Here is a 24,575-nt window from a genome sequence, read left to right on the forward strand (position 1 = left end):
TGCATCCTGCCCTGCCTTTTGGTATGATAGGATAAGAGAGGAGGCAGGTAAATGACGTTACTTACCTACCAGGTGTTCAAAACCGTTACGGAGCAGGGAAGTTTTCGGAAGGCGGCGGATTTGCTGGGGCTTACGCCATCGGCAGTCAGTCATGCGGTATCTTCGCTGGAGGCAGAACTTGGTTTCTGCGTATTAAACCGCGCCAAAAGCGGCGTGACGCTTACCAATTATGGAGAGCGGCTTCTTCCTTATGTAAATGCAGTTTTGAACAGTGATGAAAGTTTACAGCAGGCGATATCGGAATTTAACGGATTAAAACAGGGAAAAGTAAAAGTCGGATGTTTTTCCAGCGTCTGTACGAACTGGATTCCGGAGCTGATTCATTCTTTCCATGAAGAATATCCGGATATCAGTATGGAAATTTTTCAGGGAACGTATGATGATGTTGTTTACTGGATAAAAAACGGCGTGGTGGATGTAGGATTTTTGTCGGTATCCAGTGCCGCCGATATTCCAATTGAGCCGTTGTACAAAGACCCTCTGTTATGTGTCGTGCAAAAGGGGCGGAGGACATCGAAAGAACCGATGAGCATTGAGGAAATGAAAAACTGCCAGTTTGTTACACAGCGTGAAAGTACAGATGCCGACATTCAGAATTTTATGAAGGAAAATCATTTGGATGTCCGGTCAAGTTACCATGTGGTTGACGATTTGTCTACGGTTGTAATGGTGGCAAATGGATTCGGAATTTGTTTGATGCCGGAAATGGTTATGAAAGATATTCCGTATGAAGTGGATTGTTTTCCGGTAAAACCGGATGCCTGCCGCATTATTGGAATTGCTGCACTGAATCCGGATAACATGGCACCGGCAGTGCGAACATTTTATAATCGGGTGCTTGCGATGTACCAGCAGGAGGAATATGTAAAATAATTGCGTTTGCCCTATTTCTGGGGTATACTTATTATATAGGAAAACAAAAGGGGGCGTGTATGATGGAGAAGAAACGAATAGCAGTATCCGGTGAGGAAATCATTGCGCCGAAAAAAGAATATCCATTGCGATTTTGGTATATGTGTCCGAAAGGGGTATGTACTATTATTGATGTGGATGAGCATTCACGGAAGGTTAGACTTCACAATTATGCGGAAAATCTACTGTATCGTGCGTTTGGTTGTGTGGAAGAACCAACTTATGAACAGTATGAAAAATTTTTGGAATCTCGTTGTTTTCCTAGAACCAGAGATAAAATGAAATTGATGTTGAGGCATTTGGAACTGCCATTTTATGACCCGATGCTGATAATTGAAAAGACAAAAGGGCGAATGGCTGATGACGATTTTTGGTTAGAGATTGAGAGGCAGGATAGATGATTGAACTTTTTGAACAGGACATATTGTTAAATGACAGGCAGTCCTCAAAGGGAAATCAATTAAAGTGGCAAAGTCAGAATGGCATTTGGTATAAGGCAGATTACACAGGCTATGAGGGCTTAGTTGAGTATCTTATTTCCTGTCTTTTAGGATATTCTTCCTTGAAAAAAAACGAATATGTTTTTTACCAGACAGAAAAAATCCACTATAAATACAAGGATTATCTTGGGTGTAAAAGTGAAAATTTTCTGCCGGATGGCTGGAAGATAATTACATTGGAACGATTGTTTGAAACAATGAAGGGCGAAAGTCTGACAAAAAGCGTTTATCATATGCCGGATGTGCGTGAACGGATTCGTTATATGGTTGAACAGACAGAACAGTTGACGGGATTGAGAGAATTTGGTGTGTATATCAGTAAATTGATGACGATTGATGCGTTGTTTTTGAATGAAGATAGACATACCCATAATATTGCTGTTTTGTTAGATGATTGTGACCAATTTCATTATTGCCCTATTTTTGATAATGGTGCATCACTTCTTTCGGATACGATACAGGATTATCCGATGGAAGAGAAAATACAAGATTTGGTTAAAAGAGTGAAAGCCAAGACATTTCATGATGATTTTGATGAACAATTAGATACTGTGGAAGAATTATATGGAAGACAAATTCGTTTTCACTTTGATCGAGCAATTGTAGAAAAAATCATTGCAGAGGAACAGAATTATTCAAACGATGTAAAAGAACGCGTTTATGATTTGATAAGCAGACAGATGAGAAAGTACCAATATTTGTTTGAATAGAAGAAAACAGGGCAGCCCGACAGCTTGCGTAACTTGCTTAGGCAGCCTGTAAATAAATGATAATTAGAAGGAGAAACAAAATGAGTAAAAAGGAAATCCCTTACAAAATTTATTTGGATGAAAGCGAGATGCCAAAACAGTGGTACAATCTTCGTGCCGATATGATTAACAAACCGGCACCGCTTTTGAATCCGGCAACCGGCAAACCGGTTACATTAGAAGAGTTAAGCGGTATTTTTTGTGAAGAATTAGCAAAGCAGGAATTGGATGACAAAACACCGTACATCGACATTCCGGATGAAATTTTGCAGTTCTACAAAATGTATCGTCCGGCACCGCTTGTACGTGCTTATCATTTGGAAAGATATTTGAAGACACCGGCAAAGATTTATTATAAATTTGAAGGAAATAATACATCCGGAAGCCACAAGCTCAACTCTGCAATTGCGCAGGCTTATTATGCAAAGAATCAGGGCTTGAAAGGTGTTACGACAGAGACCGGTGCAGGTCAGTGGGGAACAGCACTCTCCATGGCGTGTGCATTCCTTGGACTTGACTGTCAGGTATTTATGGTAAAAGTTTCTTATGAGCAGAAACCGTTCCGACGCGAAGTTATGCGTACCTATGGTGCAAATGTGACTCCGTCACCATCCGAAAAAACAGCGGTCGGCAGAAAAATCCGTGCAGAGTTCCCGGATACAAACGGAAGCTTAGGCTGTGCTATTTCAGAGGCGGTTGAGGCGGCAACGACACAGGAAGGCTACCGTTATGTACTTGGTTCAGTACTTGCCCAGGTTATGATTCATCAGTCGGTAATTGGTTTGGAGAGTAAAATTGCACTGGATAAATATGGTGAAAAGCCGGATATCATTATTGGCTGCGCGGGTGGCGGTTCAAACTTAGGAGGTTTGATTGCACCATTTATGGGTGAAAAACTTCGCGGAGAAGCAGATTACCGTTTCATTGCAGTAGAGCCAAAATCCTGCCCAAGTTTCACAAGAGGAACTTATGCGTATGACTTCTGTGATACCGGAGCAATTTGTCCGCTTGCAAAAATGTATACACTTGGCAGCAGCTTCATGCCGGCACCAAATCATGCCGGAGGACTTCGCTACCATGGTATGAGTTCGGTATTGTCCCAGCTCTATGATGATAAATTGATGGAAGCAGTCAGCGTATCACAGACCGATGTATTTGCGGCAGCAGAAGAGTTTGCCAAAGTAGAAGGAATCCTTCCGGCACCGGAAAGTTCTCATGCAATTCGTGTAGCAATGGACGAGGCAATTAAATGTCGTGAAACCGGAGAAGAAAAAACGATTCTGTTTGGACTTACCGGAACCGGATATTTTGATATGTATGCTTATGAGAAATTCAATGATGGTAAAATGGAAAACTATACATTGACGGATGAAGAAATTGCGGCAAGCATTGCAAAACTTCCAAAAGTACCGGGATTAAACTAAATAAAAGAGGACATTTTTGACCCAAAAAACAAAAAAAATAAAGTGCTTGCTTTTTCGAAAATTGAGAGTATAATAATGTTGACATGAGAAAATAGCAATAAAAATTTTATGGTCAGAATGAGGCGGCAATGTGGTCAGCGGTGAGTGGTCACATTTGTCCCCTTTTTTATGGTCAAAGGAGGTTTTATCATGGAAACATGTAACTACTTACTCTATCTGGCATTGATTTTGATGTGTACGAAGTTTTTAGGACTTTTGACAAGACGTGCACGTATGCCACAGGTTGTTGGTGCATTGTTAGCCGGTTTGCTGCTTGGACCTGCTGTGTTTAAGATTATTCCACAGACAGAGTTTTTGACGCAGACAGCAGAAGTTGGTGTAGTAATCCTGATGTTCTGTGCCGGCATGGAAACAGATGTAAAGGAATTAAAAAAATGTGGAAAAGCAGCGACGATTATCGCCGTGATTGGTGTGTTGGTTCCATTGGCAGGAGGCTTTGCTACTGCATGGTTCTTTAACCGTCCGGGTATGATTGAGTCGAATGTAAGTACCAGTTTAGTATTGCAGAACGTATTCATCGGTGTTATTCTTACCGCAACATCGGTTAGTATTACCGTTGAGACATTAAAAGAACTTGGTAAATTAAATTCGGCAGCAGGAAATGCGATTCTTGGTGCAGCGGTCATTGATGATATTCTTGGTATTATCGCCTTGACAGTTATTACCAGTATGGCAGACCCGACCGTTAAACTTTGGGTTGTACTTGTAAAAATTGTTGGATTTTTTGTATTTGCTGCTGTGGCAGGTTTTCTGTTTTACAAGTTTTTCAATTACTACAGCAACCGTACAAAAAACGGTTTGCAGCGATATGTAATTATCAGTTTTGTTTTCTGTCTGCTGATGTCATATGTGGCAGAAGAGTTCTTCGGCGTAGCTGATATTACCGGTGCGTATGTAGCCGGACTGGTTGTTTCGATGATTCAGAAAGAAGATTATCTGGCATCGCGTTTTTCAACTTTGTCGTATTTGTACTTATCACCGATTTTCTTTGCCAGCATTGGTTTGAAAGTGGTAATTCCACAGATGTCAGCAACAATTGTCTGGTTTGCCATTGTGCTTACAGTTGTAGCTATTTTGACAAAAGTTGTTGGATGTGGATTAGGCGCAAAACTATGTAAATATTCCGGAAGGGAATCGTTACAGATTGGTGTTGGTATGATTTCGCGTGGTGAGGTTGCGTTGATTGTTGCCAGCAAAGGTGAAGCACTTGGTCTTATGAGTGAGCAGCTGATGGGACCGGTCGTTATCGTTGTTATTATTACGACAATTGTTGCACCGATTCTTTTGAAACCGGTGTTCCACGATAAAAAAGAGATAAAAGAGAAGGCTTAATTTTTACTTTGGGGAAAGCAAAAACTAGGAGGAAAGAAGATGGTAGCACAGGGCTTAGCGGTAGCCATTTTTGTCGCTATGTTTGTTTTGATTGTGATGGACAAATTCGGCAGGCAGTATATTACGCTTGGCTGCGGCGCACTTACCCTGATTGGGGTGTTTGGCATTTGCATGAGAAGTGTAAATGCAATATGGGAAATTATTAATCTGCGAAGCATTTTTACACCGGACTTTTGGTATCAGGGTTCAGGGGCTGCGGAATCCGGGATTGGAATTAACTGGGAAACCGTTATTTTCATTGCCTGTATGATGATTATGGTGGAAGGTATGGCGAGAGTTGGTTTCTTTGATTGGCTCTGTATGAGAATCGCAAAGATGGTTCATTTCAACACCATTCCGATTTTCATTACATTCATGATTATGTCCGCAGTTCTTGCTATGTTTATCGACAGTATTACGGTGATTTTGTTTTTGGCGGCTGTGACAATTGAATTGTCATCGCTTTTGAAATTCAATCCGGTGCCGATGATTATGGCAGAAATTTTCTGCGCAAATCTGGGCGGTTCGGCGACTATGTGTGGAGACCCTCCGAATATTATTATTGGAACAGCGCTTCATTACAGTTTTGCGGATTTTGTGTCGAATACCGGTGTGATTGCCGGTATTTCCCTGATTGTAATTGTGATTTATTTTTACTTTGTTTTCCGCAAGGATTTGAAAGTGAAAACAGGAAAAATTGAAGTTACGGAAGCGGATTTAGACCCGTCAAAAGCCATTCATGATAAGAAAGGTTTTGTAATCAGCACTGCTATTTTTTTGCTGGCAGTTGCTCTTTTAGTGACACATGCGCAGACGAAACTTACGGTTGCGTTTATTGGTGTTTTGATTGCGGTTCTTACGCTTTTGGCAGCGGGAAAACATGCGCTTACCATCTTGAAAAAAGTGGACTATGAGACCATTTTATTCTTTATTGGTTTGTTTGTTGTCGTTGGTGGACTGGAAGAAACCGGTGTTTTGGAATTAATTGCCGATGCGATTAAAACAATCAGCGGTGGAAATAGTTTCTTAATGATAGGAATTATTATCTGGCTGTCAGCGGTAGCAAGTGCCCTTGTGGATAATATTCCGTTTGCAGCAACGATGGTTCCGGTAATTAAGAGTTTAGGTGCCGGCGGCCCGGCTGGATTTTTGCCGGTTCTTGCCTGGGGACTCTCGATGGGGACGGATATCGGCGGTAGTGCTACACCGATTGGCGCTTCGGCAAATGTGGTAGGTATTTCCGTGGCGGAAAAAGAAGGTCATAGAATTGGCTGGGGAAAATACTGTAAAGCGGCAGTACCGGCGACGTTGATTGTTGTATTGATTTCAATGATTGTCATTTTTATTCGATATGGCGATTTGTTGATGATGTAGAAAAGAAATCCCTCTCGTTTTGTGATGAGATATGTTCACGAGACGAGGGGGCTTTTTTGCGTACATGAGAAGAAAATTTAAAAGATATACTTTACAAAAATAAAAAGCTGCGCTATAATAGAACAAACGTTCGATATAGAAGGAGGCGCAGGTATGGCAGTGACACAAGAGATATTTGAAAAGTTAGAAATTTTGACAGATGCGGCAAAGTACGATGTTGCCTGCACATCGAGCGGAAGCAGCCGGAAAGGGAGACAGGGGATGATGGGAAATACCGTGGCCGGGGGAATCTGCCATTGTTTTGCAGCAGATGGCAGGTGTATTTCTCTTTTGAAGATTTTGCAGACCAATGAGTGTGTGTATGATTGTAAATATTGTCAGAACCGCATGTCCAATGATGTGAAACGCGCCGGTTTTACACCGGAGGAAATTGCGGAACTTACGATTTCCTTTTACCGCCGCAATTATATTGAGGGATTGTTTTTAAGTTCCGGCATTCAGAAGAATCCGGATTATACGATGGAACAGATGTACCAGACGATTTATCTGCTCCGCACGAAGTATAAATTTAATGGATATATTCATGTCAAAGCGATTCCGGGAGCGGATCCGCTTTTGATTGAGAAGACCGGGTGGCTTGCTGACCGCATGAGCGCAAATATGGAACTGCCGACGGCGAAGGGGCTTGATTTGCTGGCACCGCAGAAGAGCCGGAAGAAAATTTTGACACCAATGCGCCAGATACAGGTTGGCAGAAGTGAGAGCCTTTTACTGCAGGATGCGAGAATTGAAAAAAGACGGCGTCTTTCTCTGTATCAGTCGGAAAGCCAGACTGTGTTACCGGCGGTTTCCGGTGGGACTTTGCAGGAGTTTCATCAGGATGGAAGGTTTGTGCCGGCGGGGCAGAGTACGCAGATGATTATTGGAGCTACAAAGGAGACGGATTATGAGATTGTCCATATGGCACAGGCGTTATACCAGCAGTTTGATTTAAAGCGTGTATTCTATTCGGCATTTGTGAATACAACAGGGGATTCTCGTTTGCCCGATACGAAAGAGAGGGGACCGGAGCTTCTGCGTGAACACCGGCTGTACCAGGCAGATTTTCTTATGCGGTTTTATCAGTTTCGAGCGGATGAGATTATTACAAAAGAAAACCCGAATTTAAACGTCTCCGTAGATCCCAAATGTAACTGGGCGCTGTATCATTTGGATTCATTTCCTGTTGAGGTGGAAAAGGCAGACTATCATACATTGTTACGTGTGCCGGGGATTGGCGTGAAATCGGCAAGGCGTATTATAATGGCACGAAGAAGAGGAACGCTCGATTTTAATGCGTTAAAGAAATTTGGTGTTGTATTAAAACGGGCGATGTACTTTATCACTTGTCACGGGCATATGATGATTCCAATCCGCTTAAACCGCACATTTATTCTTGCTAACCTGCTTGGCTTGAAGGAACGTCTTCCAAAGGAAATTGAGGCGCAGGGAACCGGAAGACAGATGATGTTAGAGGATGTGATGCAGGGATGGTAAGACATATTTATTTGTGTGAAAACAGTGCAGAAGGGATTTTCTCGGCGATATACCGTGCCTATGAGGAGGGTTATCCCCACGAGCATAATGAAGTTGTGATTGATACAGAGGGGCGGAATATGGAGCTTTTTTGCGAATATCACACAGTTGTGACAAATTTTGAGCATGCGGTGAAAGTAGCGCGCACCATCCGTCGCAAAATTTCAGAGGAGGCATATGATTTTATTCATCGCTGCTGCGGCTCTTATGAGGTGCAGAAGGCGGATGCTATTTACCGGTTTGTGCAGGAAGGACTTCGGATGGGAAGGGCGGTTATGAGCCATCTCACAGCCCCTTATATGCAGACCTTATTTGCGATTGAGCGGAATTTTACAAATGAATCACATTTTTTTATTGAAATACTTCGTTTTGAGGAATTGGAAAATGGCACATTATTTGGTAGAATAAATCCTAAGAGTGAAGTTCTGCCATATTTAGCCGACCACTTTGCGGATCGCTTTGCCGGTGAGCAGTGGGTGATTGCAGATACCGTGCACCGTACGGTGCTGCTTCATAAAGCAAATTACAAAACGGTGTATTTATCCATGGATGAAGTAGATATGGATGAACTTACTCTGACTTATTCCGAGGACGAAAAGCAGCTTCAGAAATTATGGAAATTGTTTGTTGACACAATTGCGATTAAAGAGCGTGTAAATCCCAAATTGCAGAGACAAATGCTGCCACTTCGTTTTCGTAAATATATGAAGGAGTTTAGCGAATCAGAATGAAGCAGTTTTATTTTGCTCCCTTAGAGGGCATTACAACGTATATTTATCGAAATTTACATCACCAAAAATTTGGCAGTATGGATAAATATTTTACACCTTTTGTGTCACCGACTTCGAATCATGATTTTAAGAGCCGGGCAAAAAAGGATGTGATACCGGAGCATAATCAGGGAATACCGGTTGTGCCTCAGATTCTCAGTAACCGCAGTGATGAGTTTGTTTATACAGCCAGTCGTCTGATTGAATATGGATATGATGAAATTAATCTGAATTTAGGTTGTCCGTCAGGGACAGTTGTGTCGAAGGGGAGAGGTTCGGGATTCCTGGCGAAACCGGAGGAACTGAACCGCTTTTTAGATGATATTTTTTCACAGTGTGAGGTGCCGATTTCCGTCAAGACGAGATTGGGCAGATATTCACCGGATGAGTTTCCGGAACTTCTAGAGATTTATAACCGGTATCCGATTGAGGAATTAACCATTCATCCGAGAATTCGGGATGATTATTATAAAAATACACCGAACCTTGATATGTTTGAATATGCAGTGGAACACAGTAAGAATCCGCTCTGCTATAATGGTGATATCACAACGGTAGAAGAATATGAACGTTTTTGCGAGCGTTTTCCGACAATTGAGGCAATTATGATTGGACGAGGGTTGATTGCAAATCCGGGGCTTGTCCGTGAAATTCAGACTGGGGAGAAGATGCAGAAAGATGAATTACACGTATTTTTGCGAGAATTAAAAGCAGATTATCAGGCGTGTATGCCGGATCTGCCGGTGTTATTTAAGATGAAAGAAATCTGGTCTTATCTCGTAAACTGGTACCCGAACGGGAAAAAAGTATGGAAAAAGGTAAGAAAAACAAATCGGTTAATAGAATATGATAAACTTATGCTTATGCTGGAATCAGGAAACGAGGTGTAAGGAATGCAGGAACAAAAAATTAACCGCCGTGAAATTTTAAAAACGTTAGTTATGTTGTCAATTCCTACCATCTTAGAGGAAATTTTATCGACGTTATTGCAGTATGTGGATACGGCGATGGTTGGACACCTGGGAGAAAAAGCGACAGCATCTGTTAGTGTTACAACAACGGTGACATGGCTTGTGAACAGTATTCCGGCGGCACTTGGTGTGGCGGTGTTGTCAATGACAGCAAAGGCACTGGGGAGCGGCGACAGAGAGTATTTGCAGAAAATCGCAAAGCAGATTTTAATTTTAGTTTTTGCGTGTGGACTTCTTGCCGGTGGAATTTCTGTCATCCTAAGTCCTTACATTCCGATTTGGATGGGGGCGGAGCCGTCTATTTGGCAGGATGCTTCCGATTATTTCCTGATTGTCAGTCTGCCGATGATTTTCCGCTCGGCAACGATGATTATGGGCGCTGCGATTCGGGGAACAAAAGATACAAAAACGCCTATGTTAATTAATCTGGGAGCTAATGGAACCAATATCCTTTTTAACATTGTCTTTATTTATGGAATTGGTTTGGGCGTCAGAGGAGCGGCAATTGCGTCCGCAATATCTTATACGGCAGCCGGATTGCTGATGTTTGCTGCGTACCGGAGAAATGAATATCTCCACTGGAAGTGGGAACATTTTGCTGTAGATGGTAAAGTGATGAAAGAGTGTATGCGAATTGGTCTGCCAGTCCTTTTTAGCAGCATTGCGTCCTGTTTTGGCTATGTTGTGTTTGCTGGTCTTGTTTCCGGGATGGGAACAACCATCTTTGCTGCTCACTCAATTGCCGTTACCGCCGAAACTATTTTTTATATTTCCGGTTACGGACTCCGAATGGCAACCTCTACCCTGATAGGCATTTCTCTTGGTGAAGAGGATGAGAAGCAAATGGAAGCCGTTGCGTCAGTGAGTGTAAAATTGACAATGATCCTAATGTGTGTCAGCGGTGTTATCTTGTTTTTTGTGGCAAGACCCTTGATGGGACTTCTTACCGAGAGCAGCCGTGTGGTTGAGATTGGTGCCGGCATGCTGCGTATTGTCGCGTTTTCTGAGCCGTTTTATGGGTTGATGATTGTCACCGAAGGAATCTTTTATGGGCTTGGGAAAACAAAGTACGCTTTTTATGTAGAAACTTTCTGTATGTGGGGAATCCGTATTTTGTTTACCTTTTTCTGCGTCAAAATCTGGCACTTTGGTCTGGAAACTGTGTGGTATTGCATGATAGCAGACAATGTATGCAAGGCAGTGCTGTTTTCTGTTCCGCTTGTTGTTAAGAGGAAGAGAATGATAAAGTGATTTAGAAGATATGCGGTTATGATGGAGGGGATTAGCTTTGATATGCACCGTTCTCACTGAGAAACACGTAAGGGTAACGGCATGCATAGCACGCATGCCAGTTACCCACGTGTTCCAATGCATATCAAAGCTAATCCCCTCCATCATAACCGCTCACCTTCTAAAACAACGTTATTTACTTGTTTTGCCTTACAAGGTTGCATTTTTGTCATATTTTCGGCTATCATTAGAGAAAATCACACGGCAATGCAACGCTTTTGATTGAGTTTTCCCTGTTTGGTTGCTTTTGGGTGGCTGTTTCATAAAACATATGCAACGTTATGTGCTATTTAAGAGGAAAAAGGTTGCATACGCCACTTACTCGCATTGGAAGAGTTATATTGCAAGGCTTACTTTAACTTTATATGAAGTATTTGATGCCAATTTTTTAGATTCCCGTGTTTGTAACAAATGTTCGTTGTCAGTTCCTTTGGACTCCAGTAATTCCGTAGAAAAACTTTGTGACTCGTGGGTACAAACACGTGGGTATGAGGCTTGCGTATTTTGCATGCCCATACCCTTACGCGTTTGTTAAGCGAAAGTGCCCACGAGACGCAAAGCTTTTCTACGGAATTACGGAAAACAAAAAAGTGCCAGCGAACACTTGACACAAACACGGAACCCTAAAAATTTGACAAACAACCTTCCTTTCCGCTACAATAGTAAAGGCAATGAAAGAGAGGAATGACAGATGAGGACGGCATTAACGATAGCAGGAAGTGATTGTAGTGGGGGAGCCGGAATACAGGCAGATTTAAAGACGATGATGGCGAATGGTGTTTATGCCATGAGTGTCATTACCGCATTGACGGCGCAGAACACGATGGGAGTAAGCGGTATTATGGAAGTAACACCTGAATTCTTAAAAAAGCAGTTGGACGCAGTTTTTACTGACATAAAACCAGATGCTGTGAAAATCGGCATGGTGGCTTCTGCGGAATTAATTCATGTGATTGCGGAACGGTTGTCTTTTTACAAGCCAAAGTTTATTGTGGTCGACCCGGTTATGGTTTCAACCAGCGGTTCAAGGCTGATTGAAGAGGATGCCGTTGCGGCACTGCAAAATGAACTTTTGCCGATGGCTTCTGTGATTACACCAAATATTCCGGAAACTGAGGTGCTTACGGGAACGAAGATTGATTCCAAAGAAAAAATGGAACAGGCGGCGCAGGCACTTTATAACAAATATGAGACAGCAGTTTTATGCAAAGGCGGTCACAGCATTGAGGATGCAAACGATTACCTCTATGGGGCGGATGGTGGAAATTGGCTTGAGAGTAAGCGCATTGATAATGAAAATACGCATGGAACCGGCTGTACGCTTTCCAGTGCGATTGCCTCTTATCTGGCGCAGAACTGTGAATTAACAGATGCCGTTATAAAAGCCAAAGAATATATATCAGGCGCATTGGCGGATGGAATGGATTTAGGGCAGGGAAGTGGTCCGCTCAACCATGCATTCCGCTTTAACCCAAGTAAAAATTGAAAGGAGTACATAGATATGTTATCAGAAAAAATGGTACAGTTAGGAACAAATCGCTCGGTAATCCGTGATTTGTTTGAGTATGGAAATAAGAGAAAGGCAGAAATCGGAGCAGAAAATGTATTTGATTTCAGTATTGGAAATCCGAGTGTTCCGGCACCGGAATGTGTAAAAGAAGCGGCTATTGATTTGCTCACAAACGGAGACCCGGTTGCCTTGCATGGTTACACATCGGCACAGGGAGACGCAGCACTTCGTGAGAAACTGGCTTCTTACGTAAATGAGCAGCATAGCACAAATCTTACGGCGGACAATTTTTATGTTACCGTTGGAGCAGCCGCATCGCTCACGATTTCATTAAAAGCACTGGCAGAACCGGACGATGAGTTTATCACCTTTGCTCCATTTTTCCCGGAATACCGTGTGTTTGTTGAAATGACAGGCTCAAAACTCGTTGTTGTACCAAGCAGAAAAGAAGATTTTCAGATTGATACCAAATTGTTGGAAGATGCAATTACAGAGCATACAAAGGGAATTATTTTAAACTCGCCAAACAATCCATCCGGCGTTGTTCTTACTGAGGAGTGCATCAAAGAAGTTTGTGCCGTATTGGAAAAGAAGCAGAAAGAATATGGAAAAGAAATCTTTTTAATTGCAGACGAGCCATATCGTGAACTGGTTTATTCGGATGTAAAAGTTCCGTATCTTATGAATTACTATGACAATACAATTGTCTGCTATTCGTACAGCAAATCGCTTTCCTTACCGGGTGAAAGAATCGGTTATATTGCGGTTTCGGATAAAGCAAAAGACTGGAAACAGATTTATGCGGCAGTTTGCGGTGCAGGCCGTGCCCTTGGATTTGTGTGTGCTCCGAGTCTGTTCCAGAAAATTATAGCACGATGCATTGGACAAACATCGGATATCTCGATTTACGAAAAGAACAGAGACATCTTGTACCGTGCTTTGACGGAATATGGATACCGCTGCATTAAACCGGACGGTGCCTTCTATCTTTTTGTTGAAGCACTCGAAAAGGATGCCAATGCATTTTCTGAGCGTGCAAAGGAGCATGAACTTTTGTTAGTTCCGGCAGACAGTTTTGGAACACCGGGCTTTGTCCGTATTTCTTACTGCGTAAGCACCGAGCAGATTGAAAAAGCACTGCCGGCATTTAAGGCGCTTGCAGAAAGTTACAAATAAAAATAACTGATAAAAGTTACCAAAAAATTACCGGTAATAAAAAATAGCTAACTGGGTGCGGTCGCGTAATTCCAATTTTTCCAAAATGGAACTGAGGTAATTGCGGACCGTGCCTTCACTTAAGTAGAGGGTCTCAGCAATTTCTTTATTGTTGAGACCATTTGCTACCTGTTCAATAATGGCATATTCTTTTTCTGTAATGCCATACTTGGCAAAGTCTCTCTGTGCCGTTGTCTTATTAATTAAATCCGGAATTTTATCCGTGATTTCCTCGCCAAAAACCGTCTGTCCTTTCTGAACCGCCTGAAGGGCAGGAAGAATACTTTCAAAATTCTGTTTCAGTAGATACCCTTTTGCACCCATGCGGAGTGCCCGCACAATATATTCATCATCTGAAAACGTAGTGAGAAACAAAATTTTGGCATCCGGGTAAGTTTCGAGAATCTGCTTTCCGGCAGTCAGTCCGCTCATTCCATCCATTCGGATATCCATCAAAAGAATATCCGGTTTGAATTTCGGATAAAGAGAAAGAGCCTCCTCCCCACAGTTTCCGATGGCACAGACATTAACCTCGCCGGAGGCTTCCAAAATGGTCTTTAAGGATAAAGAAACTAATTTGTCGTCATCTACAATTATAATGTTCATAACTACCTCCGTATGATAATTGTTATTTTAAATCCATTTTCCGTATCAAATCGTATTACGCCATTTAAGGCACGAACCCGTTCTTCCATATTGCTCAGTCCAATTCCGCGGGAATCCGTTGTGGAAATTTTGGTGCCGTTGTCAGCAATCGAGAGCAGGTAAAATCCGGGATGCATACAGACTCGGATGGAAGCATTTTTTGCGTTACTGTGTTTTTGAATATTATTTACCGCCTCTTTTACAATCGCAATAAAGGCATATTTAATCGGATTTGGGAGCGTTCCTTCTACATCATATTCCAAGGATATTTTTGTTGTGTTCACCCCATCGATAATTTCCCAGAGGGTACTTTCTAAGTCAATTGCGTCGTCGTGTAAATCGTGGACGCTTGTGCGAACATTTGTCATAGCGGTATTTAATGTATTTTGCAGTTCAGTCAATGGTTCATCTAAAGCATCATCACCGGCAATTACTTTCAGTGCCCCGACCTGCAGGAGAGAACGCGTCAGCATATGGCCGACGTTGTCGTGGATTTCTCTGGCAATGCGGTTTCTTTCCGAGAGTGTGGCGGCGTGTATATCTGCATTCTGCTTTTCAATCAATGCCTGATTCCGTTCGTGCATCATAATGGCATGCTCTTTGCTGGTATCCAGAATATGGTGCAGTTTTTCTTTGTAATCCGAAATTCTGCCAAAAGCATACGATAAAATTGCTGACAGCATCATAAGTAGAACGAGAATAAAAGCAGAGGATAAAAAGGCAGGGCAAAAACGTATCAAACCAATTCCTGCCGGTATCAGTAAAAAATAATCTTTAGCCTGAATGATATCGTAAATAAAGACAGGCAGATAAAAACCGAAAGCAGGAAAACAGAGCATTAACAGGCAGACGAGAGCGGTTAGAAAAAGAATTCCTCCTTTTGAACCCTCCCAATAGGAAAAAAGGCATCCGATGATAAAGGCGCATAACAAAAAGAGAATGCTTGTTTGTGTGATGTTCTGACTATTTATAAAAAAACAGCTGCAAAGCAGAAAAAGAACTGCCTTATTTCCCAAATGCACCATGCTCTTTAACCTCCATCATTTGATATGTTCTATTATAAAGGAAAAAAACAAAAAAAGTAAATGACAAATGTCACAATTCAAAAATGATGGATGACACTTTTTGTGGCTGACATAAAATGATACAATGTGTTTAACATCACAAAGAGGAGGGATAAGGATGGCTGTTGTTATTCAAATTGAAAATTTAGTAAAACGATATAAGGAACTAGTGGCATTAGACCATTTGAATCTGGAAGTAGAAGAAGGAGAAATCTTTGGCTTGCTTGGCCCAAACGGTTCCGGAAAATCGACAACGATTAATTGTATTCTTGCACTGCTTAAATACGATAAGGGAACGGTAAAAGTATTTGGCAGGGAGATGAAGCCGGATTCTTATGACATTAAAAGAGAAATTGGTGTTGTCATGCAGGATGTTGCCGTGTTTGATGAATTGACAGTTTATGAAAATGTAGATTATTTTTGCGGTTTGTATATCAGAGACAAGGGACTCCGCAAGCAGTATGTAGAAGATGCAATTGCCTTTGTCGGTCTTGATGAATTTCGCAAATTTTATCCAAAGAAATTGTCAGGAGGTCTTTTGCGCCGGTTAAACATTGCCTGTGGAATTGCCCATAAACCAAAGCTCATTTTCTTTGATGAGCCAACGGTGGCAGTTGATCCGCAGAGCCGGAACAAAATTTTAGAGGGTATCCAGAAATTAAATGAGGAGGGGGCAACGATTGTTTACACCACTCATTATATGGAAGAGGCAGAGCAGATTTGTACCCGGATTGCCATTATGGACAAGGGACAGCAGATTGCCATTGGAACGAAAGATGAACTGAAAAAAATGATTAAAAATACGGAGACGGTTTCGATTGAGATTCCGGAACTTCAGGAAGAAAATTTAGAGGCACTCGGAAGTATGGAGCATGTGTACAAAACGGAATATGATGAAGGAAAACTTACGTTAAACTTCAGCGGCGGTACACATAATCTGATTCATGTCCTTGATTATCTGAAGGATAAAAACCTTGTATTTGGCAGAGTATATTCGGAACTGCCAACGTTAAATGATGTATTCTTAGAGATTACCGGAAAAGAACTTCGGGATGTGTGAGAGGAGGAGATTTCATGTTTTTTCGTGAATTTAAGTATATGCTTCTTAGTTCATTGAGAAGCAGAGAACTCATTTTTTGGACGCTGTTATTTCCTTTTGCACTGACCACATTTATGTATATGGCGCTTGGCGATATCTTTGACCGGACAGAAAAATTTGAACCGGTTCCGGTTGCGATTGTGAAAGAGCAGGATAACATGACACTTACGGCGATGTTAAATGCAGTGTCGGCAGAGGGAGACAAAAAACTTCTTATTACGACTTATACCGGAGAAAAGGAAGCAAAAAAACTGTTAGAAGAAGATCAGGTAAAAGGCATCATTTATATGGGAAACAAGCTTTCTCTCGCGGTGAAAGAAAGCGGCATGGATGAGACGATGCTGCAAAGCGTTTTAAAACAGTTTACAAAATATGAAACATTAATTCAGGATACGGCACAAAAAAATCCGGATAAAATTGAGCAGGCAGTGAAACCGATGCAGCAGGAAATGTCGTATTTTACAAAGGAGGAAAATACGAGGGGAAATCAGGATAATGTAGTCAATTATTTCTATGCGATTTTTGCGATGACTTGTTTGTTTGCATCCTTTTCCGGCTGTGCAGCAATTCTTCAGATGCAGGCGAATCTGACACCGCTTGGACAGAGGCGTAATGTATGCGGAATGAAAAAAAGTACCATGTTTGTAGCTGATTTTGCTGCGACAGAGCTGGTTCAGTTTGTTCTGGCATGTGCACTTCTCATCTATATGCGTTTTGTTTTGAATTTACAAATTGGCGAGCGGTATGCGGCGATTGTACTGCTTTTGTTTGTAGGAACCAGTTTTGGTATTGTGTTTGGTATGTTGATTGGAAGCATTGCACACTTGTCGGAAGGTGGAAAAATCGGTGTATTAGTCAGCAGTAACTTAGTGCTCTGTGCGATGAGTGATTTGATGATTTCCGGGATAAAAGGAGTCATTGAAAAAGCAGCACCGATTGTCAATGATATCAGTCCGGCAGCGTTAATCACGGATGCATTTTACGCGTTAAACGTCTATGACACATATGAGCGCTTTTTTGTAGATGTATTGTCACTGGCAGGATTAACCGTGCTTCTTGGCGGTATTTGTATCTGGCGTGTAAGGAGGAATCGTTATGCAAGTATATAAACTATTTTTTCAAGTGCTGCGCAAGCAAAAAGGGCAGATTATTATGTACTTAGTTATCTTTTTGTCGGTAGCATTAGCGGCTGCTTCACAGGGCGGAAAGACAGGAGAAGCAGCATTTTCACCAACTACTTATAAATTTGCTGTGATGGATGCAGACAATTCGGAAATCAGCCGGGCGCTTATTGCTTATTTGGAGCAGGGAAATGAAAAAGTCCATATCGAGGACAAAAAAGAAGTCATTCAGGATGAGATTTACAACCGGAGTATATCGTGTGTCCTTCGGATTCCAAGCGGTTTTTTTGAATCCTATCTGAGTGGCAGCGAGAATAAAAAAATGGAAGTTATCGGTGTTCCGGGAACCATTTACAAGGAATCGTTTGAGCAGATGATTACACAATATATGAATCTGGTAAGAGGATATATTGGCGGCGGATTTTCTGTGAAGGAGGCACTTGCAAAAGCGGGAAAGACAGATGGGAAAACAGTTGATGTGAACGTATTGGAAACGGGAGAAAAAGCGACACACAGTTATGTGTACTATTTCTTTGCGTATGTTCCGTATATTCTTTTGTGCTTGTGTATTGTGGGAATATCACCGGTTTTGGTAGTGCTTCATAAACCGCAGATTAGAGAACGGATTCAGTGCTCCTCGTACTCGTTTGCCAAAACAAACCGTGAAACCATTTTAGGTACTTTATCGGCAGGATTGTTGTTTGGAATTTTATATCTTGTGTGTGCCGTGATTGGGGCAAGGGAAAAGGTGTTTACCGTGCAGGGCGGATTACACTGCTTAAACCTGCTTGCATTTTTGATGGTGGCACTTGGTATTGTATTTTTAGTTGGTCAGGTTATGAAAAAGGCGGAGACTGTCAGCATGGTATCAAATGTCATTGCATTGGGAATGAGTTTTCTGTCCGGCGTATTTGTGCCAATTGAATTTCTAGGAGATGGAATTATAAAAATTGCTCATTTTCTTCCGGCCTACTGGTATATCATGGGAGCACGGCTGATTGACAGTGGAAATTATCAAAGTTCACCGGACTTGCTGTGGAGATATATGGGAATTGAAGTGTTATTTGCAGCCTGTTTTGTCTGCCTCGGACTTGCTTTAGCAAGAGCGAAACGGCAGACAAAACAGACAGCATAATTATAAATTGTAATAACGGGCGTAAATGCCATTTTTCGCAAGTAAAGTTTCGTGTGTACCGCGCTCGGCGATGCCATCTTCTGTGATGACAATGATTTCGTCGGAACGTTTGATGGTTGAGAGACGGTGGGCGATGGTGATGGTCGTACGGTTTTTTGCCAGCTCTTCCAGACTTTTCTGGATGTAGCGTTCGCTCTCGTTATCTAAGGCACTTGTTGCTTCGTCCAAAATAAGAATCGGTGGATTCTTTAAGAAGACGCGGGCAATGCTGATTCGCTGTTTCTGACCGCCGGATAAGCGGGTGCCTTTTTCACCAACATAGGTATCATATTGTTTTGGAAGCTGCATGATGAAGTCATCCATATTGGCTCGTCTGGCAGCTTCTTTGATTTCTTCATCGGTTGCATCCGGTTTTCCGTAAGCAATATTTTCCCGGATGGTTCCGTCAAATAAATAGACGTCCTGCTGCACCATTCCGATTTGGTTTCGCAGACTTTTGAGCGTGAGATCACGCACATCTTTGCCATCAATTGTAACTTTTCCGGCTGTCACATCGTAAAAACGAGGCAGCAGGGAGCAGATTGTTGTTTTGCCACCGCCGGAAGGACCGACAAGTGCAACGGATTTTCCGGCAGGAATGTGAATGGACACTTGCGAGAGAACGGTTTTATTATCGTCGCTGTAGTGGAAAGAAACGTTGTCGTAACAAACGTCACCCTTTACATTTTCTAAATCAATGGCACCTTCTTTATCTTGAATTTCGGGCTCGGTTTCAACGACTTCGAGATAGCGGCGGAATCCGGAAAGACCTTTTTGCAGCATTTCAACAAGTTCGACAAGGATTTGAATCGGACTGATGAAAATACCAATGTAAAGAGCGTACATCGCAAGGTCAGCCGCCTGCATTTGTCCCATGGCAATCAGATAGCCGCCGTAAATTAACGTTGTGAGATACATCATTCCCTGAAAAAACAGGTTAGAACTCATAAAAGTTCCCATGCATCGGTAATTATCTTTTTTGGACTCTAAGAACGCCTCGTTGCTGTGATTAAATTTGTGCAGTTCCGTATCCTCATTGGCAAAGGACTGAACGACACGGATGCCTGAGAGCGTATCCTGCAGACTGGCATTGATGTCACCAATGCGGATTCGATTTTCCAAAAAGGTCTGCTGCATTTTTTTATTCTGCCGAATGGAAAATAAAATCATGAGAATGACGAGCAGCAAAAGCGGCAGGGCGAGTTTCTGATTAATCAAAAACAAAAATACAAATGAGCCGATAATTTTTACTAAGGAAATAAACAAGTTTTCCGGACCGTGGTGGGCAAGCTCGGAAATGTCAAACAAATCGCTGACTAGTTTACTCATCATCTGGCCGGAGTTGTGTGTACTGTAATAGGAAAAGGACAGTTTTTCATAGTGTTCAAAAAGCTGTTTTCGCATATCGCGTTCCATTTTCGCTCCCATAATGTGTCCTTGGCAGGTGACGTAGTATTTGCACAGGCTTTGTATGGTATACATCATAAGCAAAATGAGGAAGAGCCAGGGCAGTGCTCCTAAAATTGCGCTTTTGTTCCCGGTAAAAAGTGTTTTTGTGAGACTACGCAAAAGCTGCGGATAGGCTAAATCGACCACGCTGATAACGGCGGCGCAGAATAAATCAAAATAAAAGACGGCACGGTAAGGCCGGTAATAAGAAATAAATTTCTTTAATGTATTCATAAATAATGCCTCCAATTCTTGTTTTCCATGCCCTATCCTAGCACAAGAAAAGAAATTTTTCAATTTTTACATAAATTTTACATAACGTCTATTTCAATTTTACTTTGATACGTTATTGTAAATACTGGTAGAAAGAAATGAAAAAAGATGGAGGTATGAAAAATGTACACAGAATTTTTGCTGCAGGCATTGTCATTGATTGGCGGCCTTGCGTTCTTCCTTTACGGTATGAATGTGATGGGAGACGGACTGACAAGATTATCCGGGGGAAGATTAGAGCGAATATTAGAAAAGTTGACGGATAACCGCATTAAGGCAGTTTTACTTGGAGCCGGTGTTACAGCAGTGATTCAGAGTTCATCTGCAACAACGGTAACGGTTGTCGGTTTTGTAAATTCAGGAATCATGAAATTAAATCAGGCGATTGGTGTAATTATGGGTGCCAATATTGGTACTACGGTGACGTCATGGATTCTGAGTCTGACGGGAATTGAGGGAAACAATTTACTGGTTACTTTATTAAAACCAACATCGTTTACTCCAATTCTTGCAATTATCGGAATCTTCTTGATTATGGCATCCAAACAGGAAAAACGTAAGGACATCGGAGCAATCATGATTGGTTTTGCCATCCTTATGTTTGGTATGGATACGATGAGTGCTGCGGTAAAACCACTTGCTGATGTGCCACAGTTTACGCATGTTTTAACGATGTTTTCCAATCCGATTTTAGGAATGTTGGCAGGTGCAATTCTTACTGCGATTATTCAGAGTTCTTCCGCATCGGTTGGTATTTTACAGGCACTTTGTCTGACCGGAAGTGTTCCTTATGCGACAGCAATTCCGATTATCATGGGACAGAATATCGGTACGTGTGTGACGGCACTTTTGTCATCAATCGGTGCCGGCAAAAATGCGAAGCGTGCCGCACTTGTTCATTTATATTTTAACGTAATCGGTACAACGGTATTTATGATTGTATTTTACTCTTTGTATGCATTTATTGATTTTTCCTTTATGCACGATGCAGCAGGAGTCGCAGGAATTGCTGTGATTCACAGTTTGTTTAACATTGGGGCAACGATTCTTTTGTTCCCATTTGCAAATATGCTTGAAAAACTGGCAACTCTTACAATTCGAGAGGATGAGGAGGAAACAACGTCGGAATTTGCACGTTTGGATTCCCGTTTCTTAGATAGTCCGGCACTTGCTCTTGAGCAGTGTGAGCGCTCGGCAAATGAGATGGCTTATCTAACTTTGGAAAATGTGACGCTTGCCTTAGAAGGTATCCATGATTACTCGGAAGAAAAGCGTAATCAGGTAATTGAAATGGAAGAAAAAATTGACCGCTATGAAGAGGAAATAGGTGAATATCTGCGTCAGATTGCAAACCGCAACGTGATTGTGGAAGAGTATGCAAAATGGAATTTGCTTGTGTATTGTATTCGTGATTTAGAGCGTATCTCTGACCATACGATAAATATTATGAGTGAAGCGGCAAAAATTTCAAAAAGCAAAGCCGTATGGCCGAAGAAATTAAGGGAGGAAATGAATTTCTATGCGGAGCAGGTGCATGATATTGTAAGCACAACGGTTTCTGCTTTTATAAAAGATGATGGCACACTTGCCAATGTAATTGAAGAAAAAGAAACACAGATTGATGATATTAACAAACGCATTAAGAAGCAGAATCTGAAGCGGGTAAAAAAAGAAAAAACATCGCCGGAAATTGGAATTTATGTCAACGAACTTGCGATTAATTATGAGAGAATGGCAGATCATTGTGAAAACATTGCCATGAGTTTAGTGAGTGAGCAGGAAAATGAGGCAGGAGGTGTTCCGGAATGATTTGTGTTGTAGAGGATGACCCGAATATCCGGGAAATCGAAGTGTACGCAATGAAAGATTGTCATATGGAGACGAAAGAAGCATCGTGTGCCAAAGAGTTTTGGAAATTGTGTGAAAATGAAGTTCCGGAACTTGTTCTTCTTGACATTATGCTTCCGGATGAGGATGGTATTTCGATTGTCAAAAAAATGCGGGAAAATGCAAGGCTTTCCGATGTTCCTGTGATTCTTGTAACCGCGAAGGGCACGGAAATTGACAAGGTAAGAGGGCTAGACGCAGGCGCTGACGACTATATTGCGAAACCGTTTGGTATTTTGGAGATGATTTCCCGCGTGAAGGCCGTACTGCGCCGCAGCAAATCGCAGGAAGCATCTGTTGAAGAATTATCGGCAGGAAACATTCGGATGAACGTAGAGAAACACCGTGTTTATGTGGATGATGAACTTATTGAACTGACATATAAAGAGTTCGAACTGCTCCGTGTATTTTTGAGTAACGCCGGAAATGTTATGCCAAGAAATCTTTTGATGGATCGTGTGTGGGGAACAACCTTTGAGGGGGAATCCCGCACACTGGATATGCATATCAAAACATTGCGCAAGAAATTGGGAGAGGCGGGAGAACGGATACATACCGTTAGGAATGTGGGGTATCGTCTGGAGTAGGTTTTTCTTTTCTAATATTTTGCATAAAAAAGTTTGCATCTCATGGGCGCTTTCGCTAGACGAACGCGCAGGGGTATCGACATGCACAAAACGCATTGTCTGATACCCGCGTGTTCGTACCCATGAGATACAAATCTTTTTTTGTGTAAAATAAGAAAAAGAAAAGTGCACCAATCAAAACGAACCGACGCTTTTTGGTGCTTTTTGGTATAATGTAGGGAGGAGTTTTTCATAATAAGTAAGAATAGTTACTAATTTTTTGATTTGCAGTAATTTGGTTCAAAAAGTTTTACGACACATGGGTACAACTACGCGGGTATCAGACAATGCGTTTTGTGCATGTCGATACCCCTGCGTAGTTGTCTGAGCGGGAGCGCCCATGTGACGGAAACTTTTTGAACCAAATTACGTAATTAAAAAAATTATTAACATTTTTTCTTAATTACCCCCTTGTTTTTTGTACAAAAAATAGTATGATTAAGAGAGAATAATATTTAGGAGGAAACGTGTAGTATGTTTGGCAAGTTGATTAATATCTTGAAAGAAAATCCGAAGAAGATTGTTTTTACAGAAGGCAGTGACCCACGTATTTTGGAAGCGGCATCCCGCCTTTTGGCAAGTACTTTCCTTTCACCGATTTTGGTTGGAAACAAAGATGAAATTGCAAAGGCAGCAGAAGAGAGTGCATTTAATATTCGTGGAGCTGAAATTATAGACCCGATGGAGTATGAAGGCATTGATGAGATGGCTGAGTGCCTGTATGAACTTCGTAAGAATAAAGGTATGACATTGGAGAAAGCAAAAGCAACCTGTCAGCAGGCAAATTATTTTGGTACGATGCTTGTGAAGATGGGTAAAGCGGATGCACTTCTTGGCGGTGCAACCTACTCGACAGCGGATACGGTTCGTCCGGCATTGCAGATTATTAAGACAAAACCCGGTAAAAATATTGTAGCATCCTGCTTTATTCTGGTTCGTGAGTCCGCTACCGGTGGTAACACGGTACTTGCAATGGGTGATTGTGCGATTAATATTAAGCCAAATGAGGGCGAGTTGGCAGAAATTGCAATTGATTGTGCAGAGTGTGCTAAGATTTTTGGAATTGACCCGAAAATTGCATTCTTAAGTTATTCAACTTACGGCTCAGGTGCCGGCGAGGATGTGGACAAGATGAGAAATGCTGCACAGAAAGCAAAAGACCTTGCACCGGATCTTTTGATTGCCGGAGAAATGCAGTTTGATGCAGCAGTATCACCACGAGTTGCCCGTACAAAATGTCCGGGAGACCCGGTTGCCGGTTCTGCAAATACCTTTATTTTCCCTGATATCAATGCAGGAAATATTGGTTACAAAATTGCACAGCGCCTTGGCGGTTTTGATGCATACGGACCAATTATGCTTGGTTTGAATGCTCCAATTAATGATTTGTCACGTGGATGTAACGCATCGGAAGTATACTCGATGGCAATCGTTACAGCTGCGTTAGCTTAGCGGA

21 protein-coding genes are annotated in these 24,575 nt (G+C 41.9%); 18 read left to right on the forward strand and 3 right to left on the reverse strand.

Annotated elements, in window-relative coordinates:
- Positions 1 to 51: 51 nt before the first annotated feature.
- The 12 genes from DW005_RS07265 (at position 52) to DW005_RS07320 (ending at position 13,742) form a co-directional block, all read left to right on the forward strand.
- Complete coding sequence (locus DW005_RS07265; RefSeq protein ID WP_022377276.1) at positions 52 to 933, forward strand: LysR family transcriptional regulator; 882 nt, start codon at positions 52 to 54, stop codon at positions 931 to 933.
- Between the two features lie 59 nt (positions 934 to 992).
- Positions 993 to 1,373, forward strand: a complete 381-nt coding sequence (locus DW005_RS07270) for a hypothetical protein (RefSeq protein WP_147324421.1) — start codon at positions 993 to 995, stop codon at positions 1,371 to 1,373.
- Positions 1,370 to 2,182 carry a hypothetical protein gene (locus tag DW005_RS07275; protein WP_117478738.1) on the forward strand — a complete coding sequence of 271 codons (813 nt, stop codon included), beginning with the start codon at positions 1,370 to 1,372 and terminating at the stop codon, positions 2,180 to 2,182. Before DW005_RS07270 ends, DW005_RS07275 begins: the two co-directional genes overlap by 4 nt.
- A gap of 80 nt (positions 2,183 to 2,262) precedes the next feature.
- On the forward strand, positions 2,263 to 3,645 hold the full coding sequence (locus DW005_RS07280) for a TrpB-like pyridoxal phosphate-dependent enzyme (protein WP_117478739.1): 1,383 nt from the start codon (positions 2,263 to 2,265) through the stop codon (positions 3,643 to 3,645).
- A gap of 189 nt (positions 3,646 to 3,834) precedes the next feature.
- Positions 3,835 to 5,037 carry a cation:proton antiporter gene (locus tag DW005_RS07285; RefSeq protein ID WP_117478740.1) on the forward strand — a complete coding sequence of 401 codons (1,203 nt, stop codon included), beginning with the start codon at positions 3,835 to 3,837 and terminating at the stop codon, positions 5,035 to 5,037.
- A gap of 39 nt (positions 5,038 to 5,076) precedes the next feature.
- Positions 5,077 to 6,450 (forward strand): SLC13 family permease, encoded by a 1,374-nt coding sequence (locus tag DW005_RS07290; protein WP_022377281.1) that lies wholly within the window; start codon positions 5,077 to 5,079, stop codon positions 6,448 to 6,450.
- A gap of 153 nt (positions 6,451 to 6,603) precedes the next feature.
- Entirely contained in the window at positions 6,604 to 7,986 is a 1,383-nt protein-coding gene (locus DW005_RS07295; protein ID WP_117478741.1) for a putative DNA modification/repair radical SAM protein, read from the forward strand.
- Positions 7,980 to 8,756, forward strand: coding sequence for a TIGR03915 family putative DNA repair protein (locus DW005_RS07300; protein WP_117478742.1), 777 nt, complete (start codon positions 7,980 to 7,982; stop codon positions 8,754 to 8,756). Before DW005_RS07295 ends, DW005_RS07300 begins: the two co-directional genes overlap by 7 nt.
- A complete protein-coding gene (locus tag DW005_RS07305; RefSeq protein WP_117478743.1) occupies positions 8,753 to 9,685 on the forward strand; it encodes a tRNA-dihydrouridine synthase family protein in 933 nt (310 codons plus the stop codon). Before DW005_RS07300 ends, DW005_RS07305 begins: the two co-directional genes overlap by 4 nt.
- A 3-nt stretch (positions 9,686 to 9,688) precedes the next feature.
- Positions 9,689 to 11,017, forward strand: a complete 1,329-nt coding sequence (locus tag DW005_RS07310) for an MATE family efflux transporter (RefSeq protein ID WP_117478744.1) — start codon at positions 9,689 to 9,691, stop codon at positions 11,015 to 11,017.
- 730 nt (positions 11,018 to 11,747) lie between these two features.
- Positions 11,748 to 12,542 (forward strand): bifunctional hydroxymethylpyrimidine kinase/phosphomethylpyrimidine kinase, encoded by a 795-nt coding sequence (gene thiD, locus DW005_RS07315; protein ID WP_117478745.1) that lies wholly within the window; start codon positions 11,748 to 11,750, stop codon positions 12,540 to 12,542.
- 15 nt (positions 12,543 to 12,557) lie between these two features.
- The gene (locus tag DW005_RS07320) at positions 12,558 to 13,742 is read left to right on the forward strand and encodes a pyridoxal phosphate-dependent aminotransferase (protein ID WP_117478746.1); all 1,185 of its coding nucleotides are present in this window, start codon (positions 12,558 to 12,560) and stop codon (positions 13,740 to 13,742) included.
- A gap of 27 nt (positions 13,743 to 13,769) precedes the next feature.
- Here DW005_RS07320 and DW005_RS07325 read toward each other — a convergent pair whose 3' ends face one another.
- Together DW005_RS07325 and DW005_RS07330 are read right to left on the reverse strand one after the other, a co-directional pair.
- Positions 13,770 to 14,387: a response regulator transcription factor gene (locus tag DW005_RS07325; protein ID WP_117478747.1), complete on the reverse strand. Its 618-nt coding sequence runs from the start codon at positions 14,385 to 14,387 to the stop codon at positions 13,770 to 13,772.
- A 2-nt stretch (positions 14,388 to 14,389) separates the two neighbouring features.
- On the reverse strand, positions 14,390 to 15,451 hold the full coding sequence (locus tag DW005_RS07330; RefSeq protein WP_117478748.1) for a histidine kinase: 1,062 nt from the start codon (positions 15,449 to 15,451) through the stop codon (positions 14,390 to 14,392).
- Between the two features lie 157 nt (positions 15,452 to 15,608).
- Here DW005_RS07330 and DW005_RS07335 point away from each other — a divergent pair, with 157 nt between their 5' ends.
- From DW005_RS07335 to DW005_RS07345, 3 genes are read left to right on the forward strand one after another with little or no spacing between them, the layout of a single operon-like run.
- On the forward strand, positions 15,609 to 16,550 hold the full coding sequence (locus tag DW005_RS07335) for an ABC transporter ATP-binding protein (RefSeq protein ID WP_117478749.1): 942 nt from the start codon (positions 15,609 to 15,611) through the stop codon (positions 16,548 to 16,550).
- Between the two features lie 14 nt (positions 16,551 to 16,564).
- Positions 16,565 to 17,698 carry an ABC transporter permease gene (locus tag DW005_RS07340; protein ID WP_117478750.1) on the forward strand — a complete coding sequence of 378 codons (1,134 nt, stop codon included), beginning with the start codon at positions 16,565 to 16,567 and terminating at the stop codon, positions 17,696 to 17,698.
- Positions 17,685 to 18,845: an ABC transporter permease gene (locus tag DW005_RS07345; protein ID WP_117478751.1), complete on the forward strand. Its 1,161-nt coding sequence runs from the start codon at positions 17,685 to 17,687 to the stop codon at positions 18,843 to 18,845. The genes DW005_RS07340 and DW005_RS07345 overlap by 14 nt, the downstream gene beginning before the upstream one ends.
- Here the strand turns inward: DW005_RS07345 and DW005_RS07350 are convergent, their stop codons facing one another.
- The gene (locus DW005_RS07350; protein ID WP_117478752.1) at positions 18,846 to 20,567 is read right to left on the reverse strand and encodes an ABC transporter ATP-binding protein; all 1,722 of its coding nucleotides are present in this window, start codon (positions 20,565 to 20,567) and stop codon (positions 18,846 to 18,848) included. It abuts the gene before it with no gap.
- Positions 20,568 to 20,729: 162 nt separating this feature from the next.
- Here DW005_RS07350 and DW005_RS07355 point away from each other — a divergent pair, with 162 nt between their 5' ends.
- The 3 genes from DW005_RS07355 (at position 20,730) to pta (ending at position 24,571) form a co-directional block, all read left to right on the forward strand.
- Positions 20,730 to 22,415: a Na/Pi cotransporter family protein gene (locus DW005_RS07355; protein ID WP_117478753.1), complete on the forward strand. Its 1,686-nt coding sequence runs from the start codon at positions 20,730 to 20,732 to the stop codon at positions 22,413 to 22,415.
- A complete protein-coding gene (locus DW005_RS07360; RefSeq protein ID WP_117478754.1) occupies positions 22,412 to 23,080 on the forward strand; it encodes a response regulator transcription factor in 669 nt (222 codons plus the stop codon). Before DW005_RS07355 ends, DW005_RS07360 begins: the two co-directional genes overlap by 4 nt.
- 513 nt (positions 23,081 to 23,593) lie before the next feature.
- Entirely contained in the window at positions 23,594 to 24,571 is a 978-nt protein-coding gene (pta, locus tag DW005_RS07365; protein ID WP_022377318.1) for a phosphate acetyltransferase, read from the forward strand.
- The last annotated feature ends 4 nt before the right edge of the window (positions 24,572 to 24,575 follow it).

Source organism: Clostridium sp. AF36-4 (assembly GCF_003435975.1).
In the GTDB taxonomy this organism is placed as follows: domain Bacteria; phylum Bacillota; class Clostridia; order Lachnospirales; family Lachnospiraceae; genus Eubacterium_F.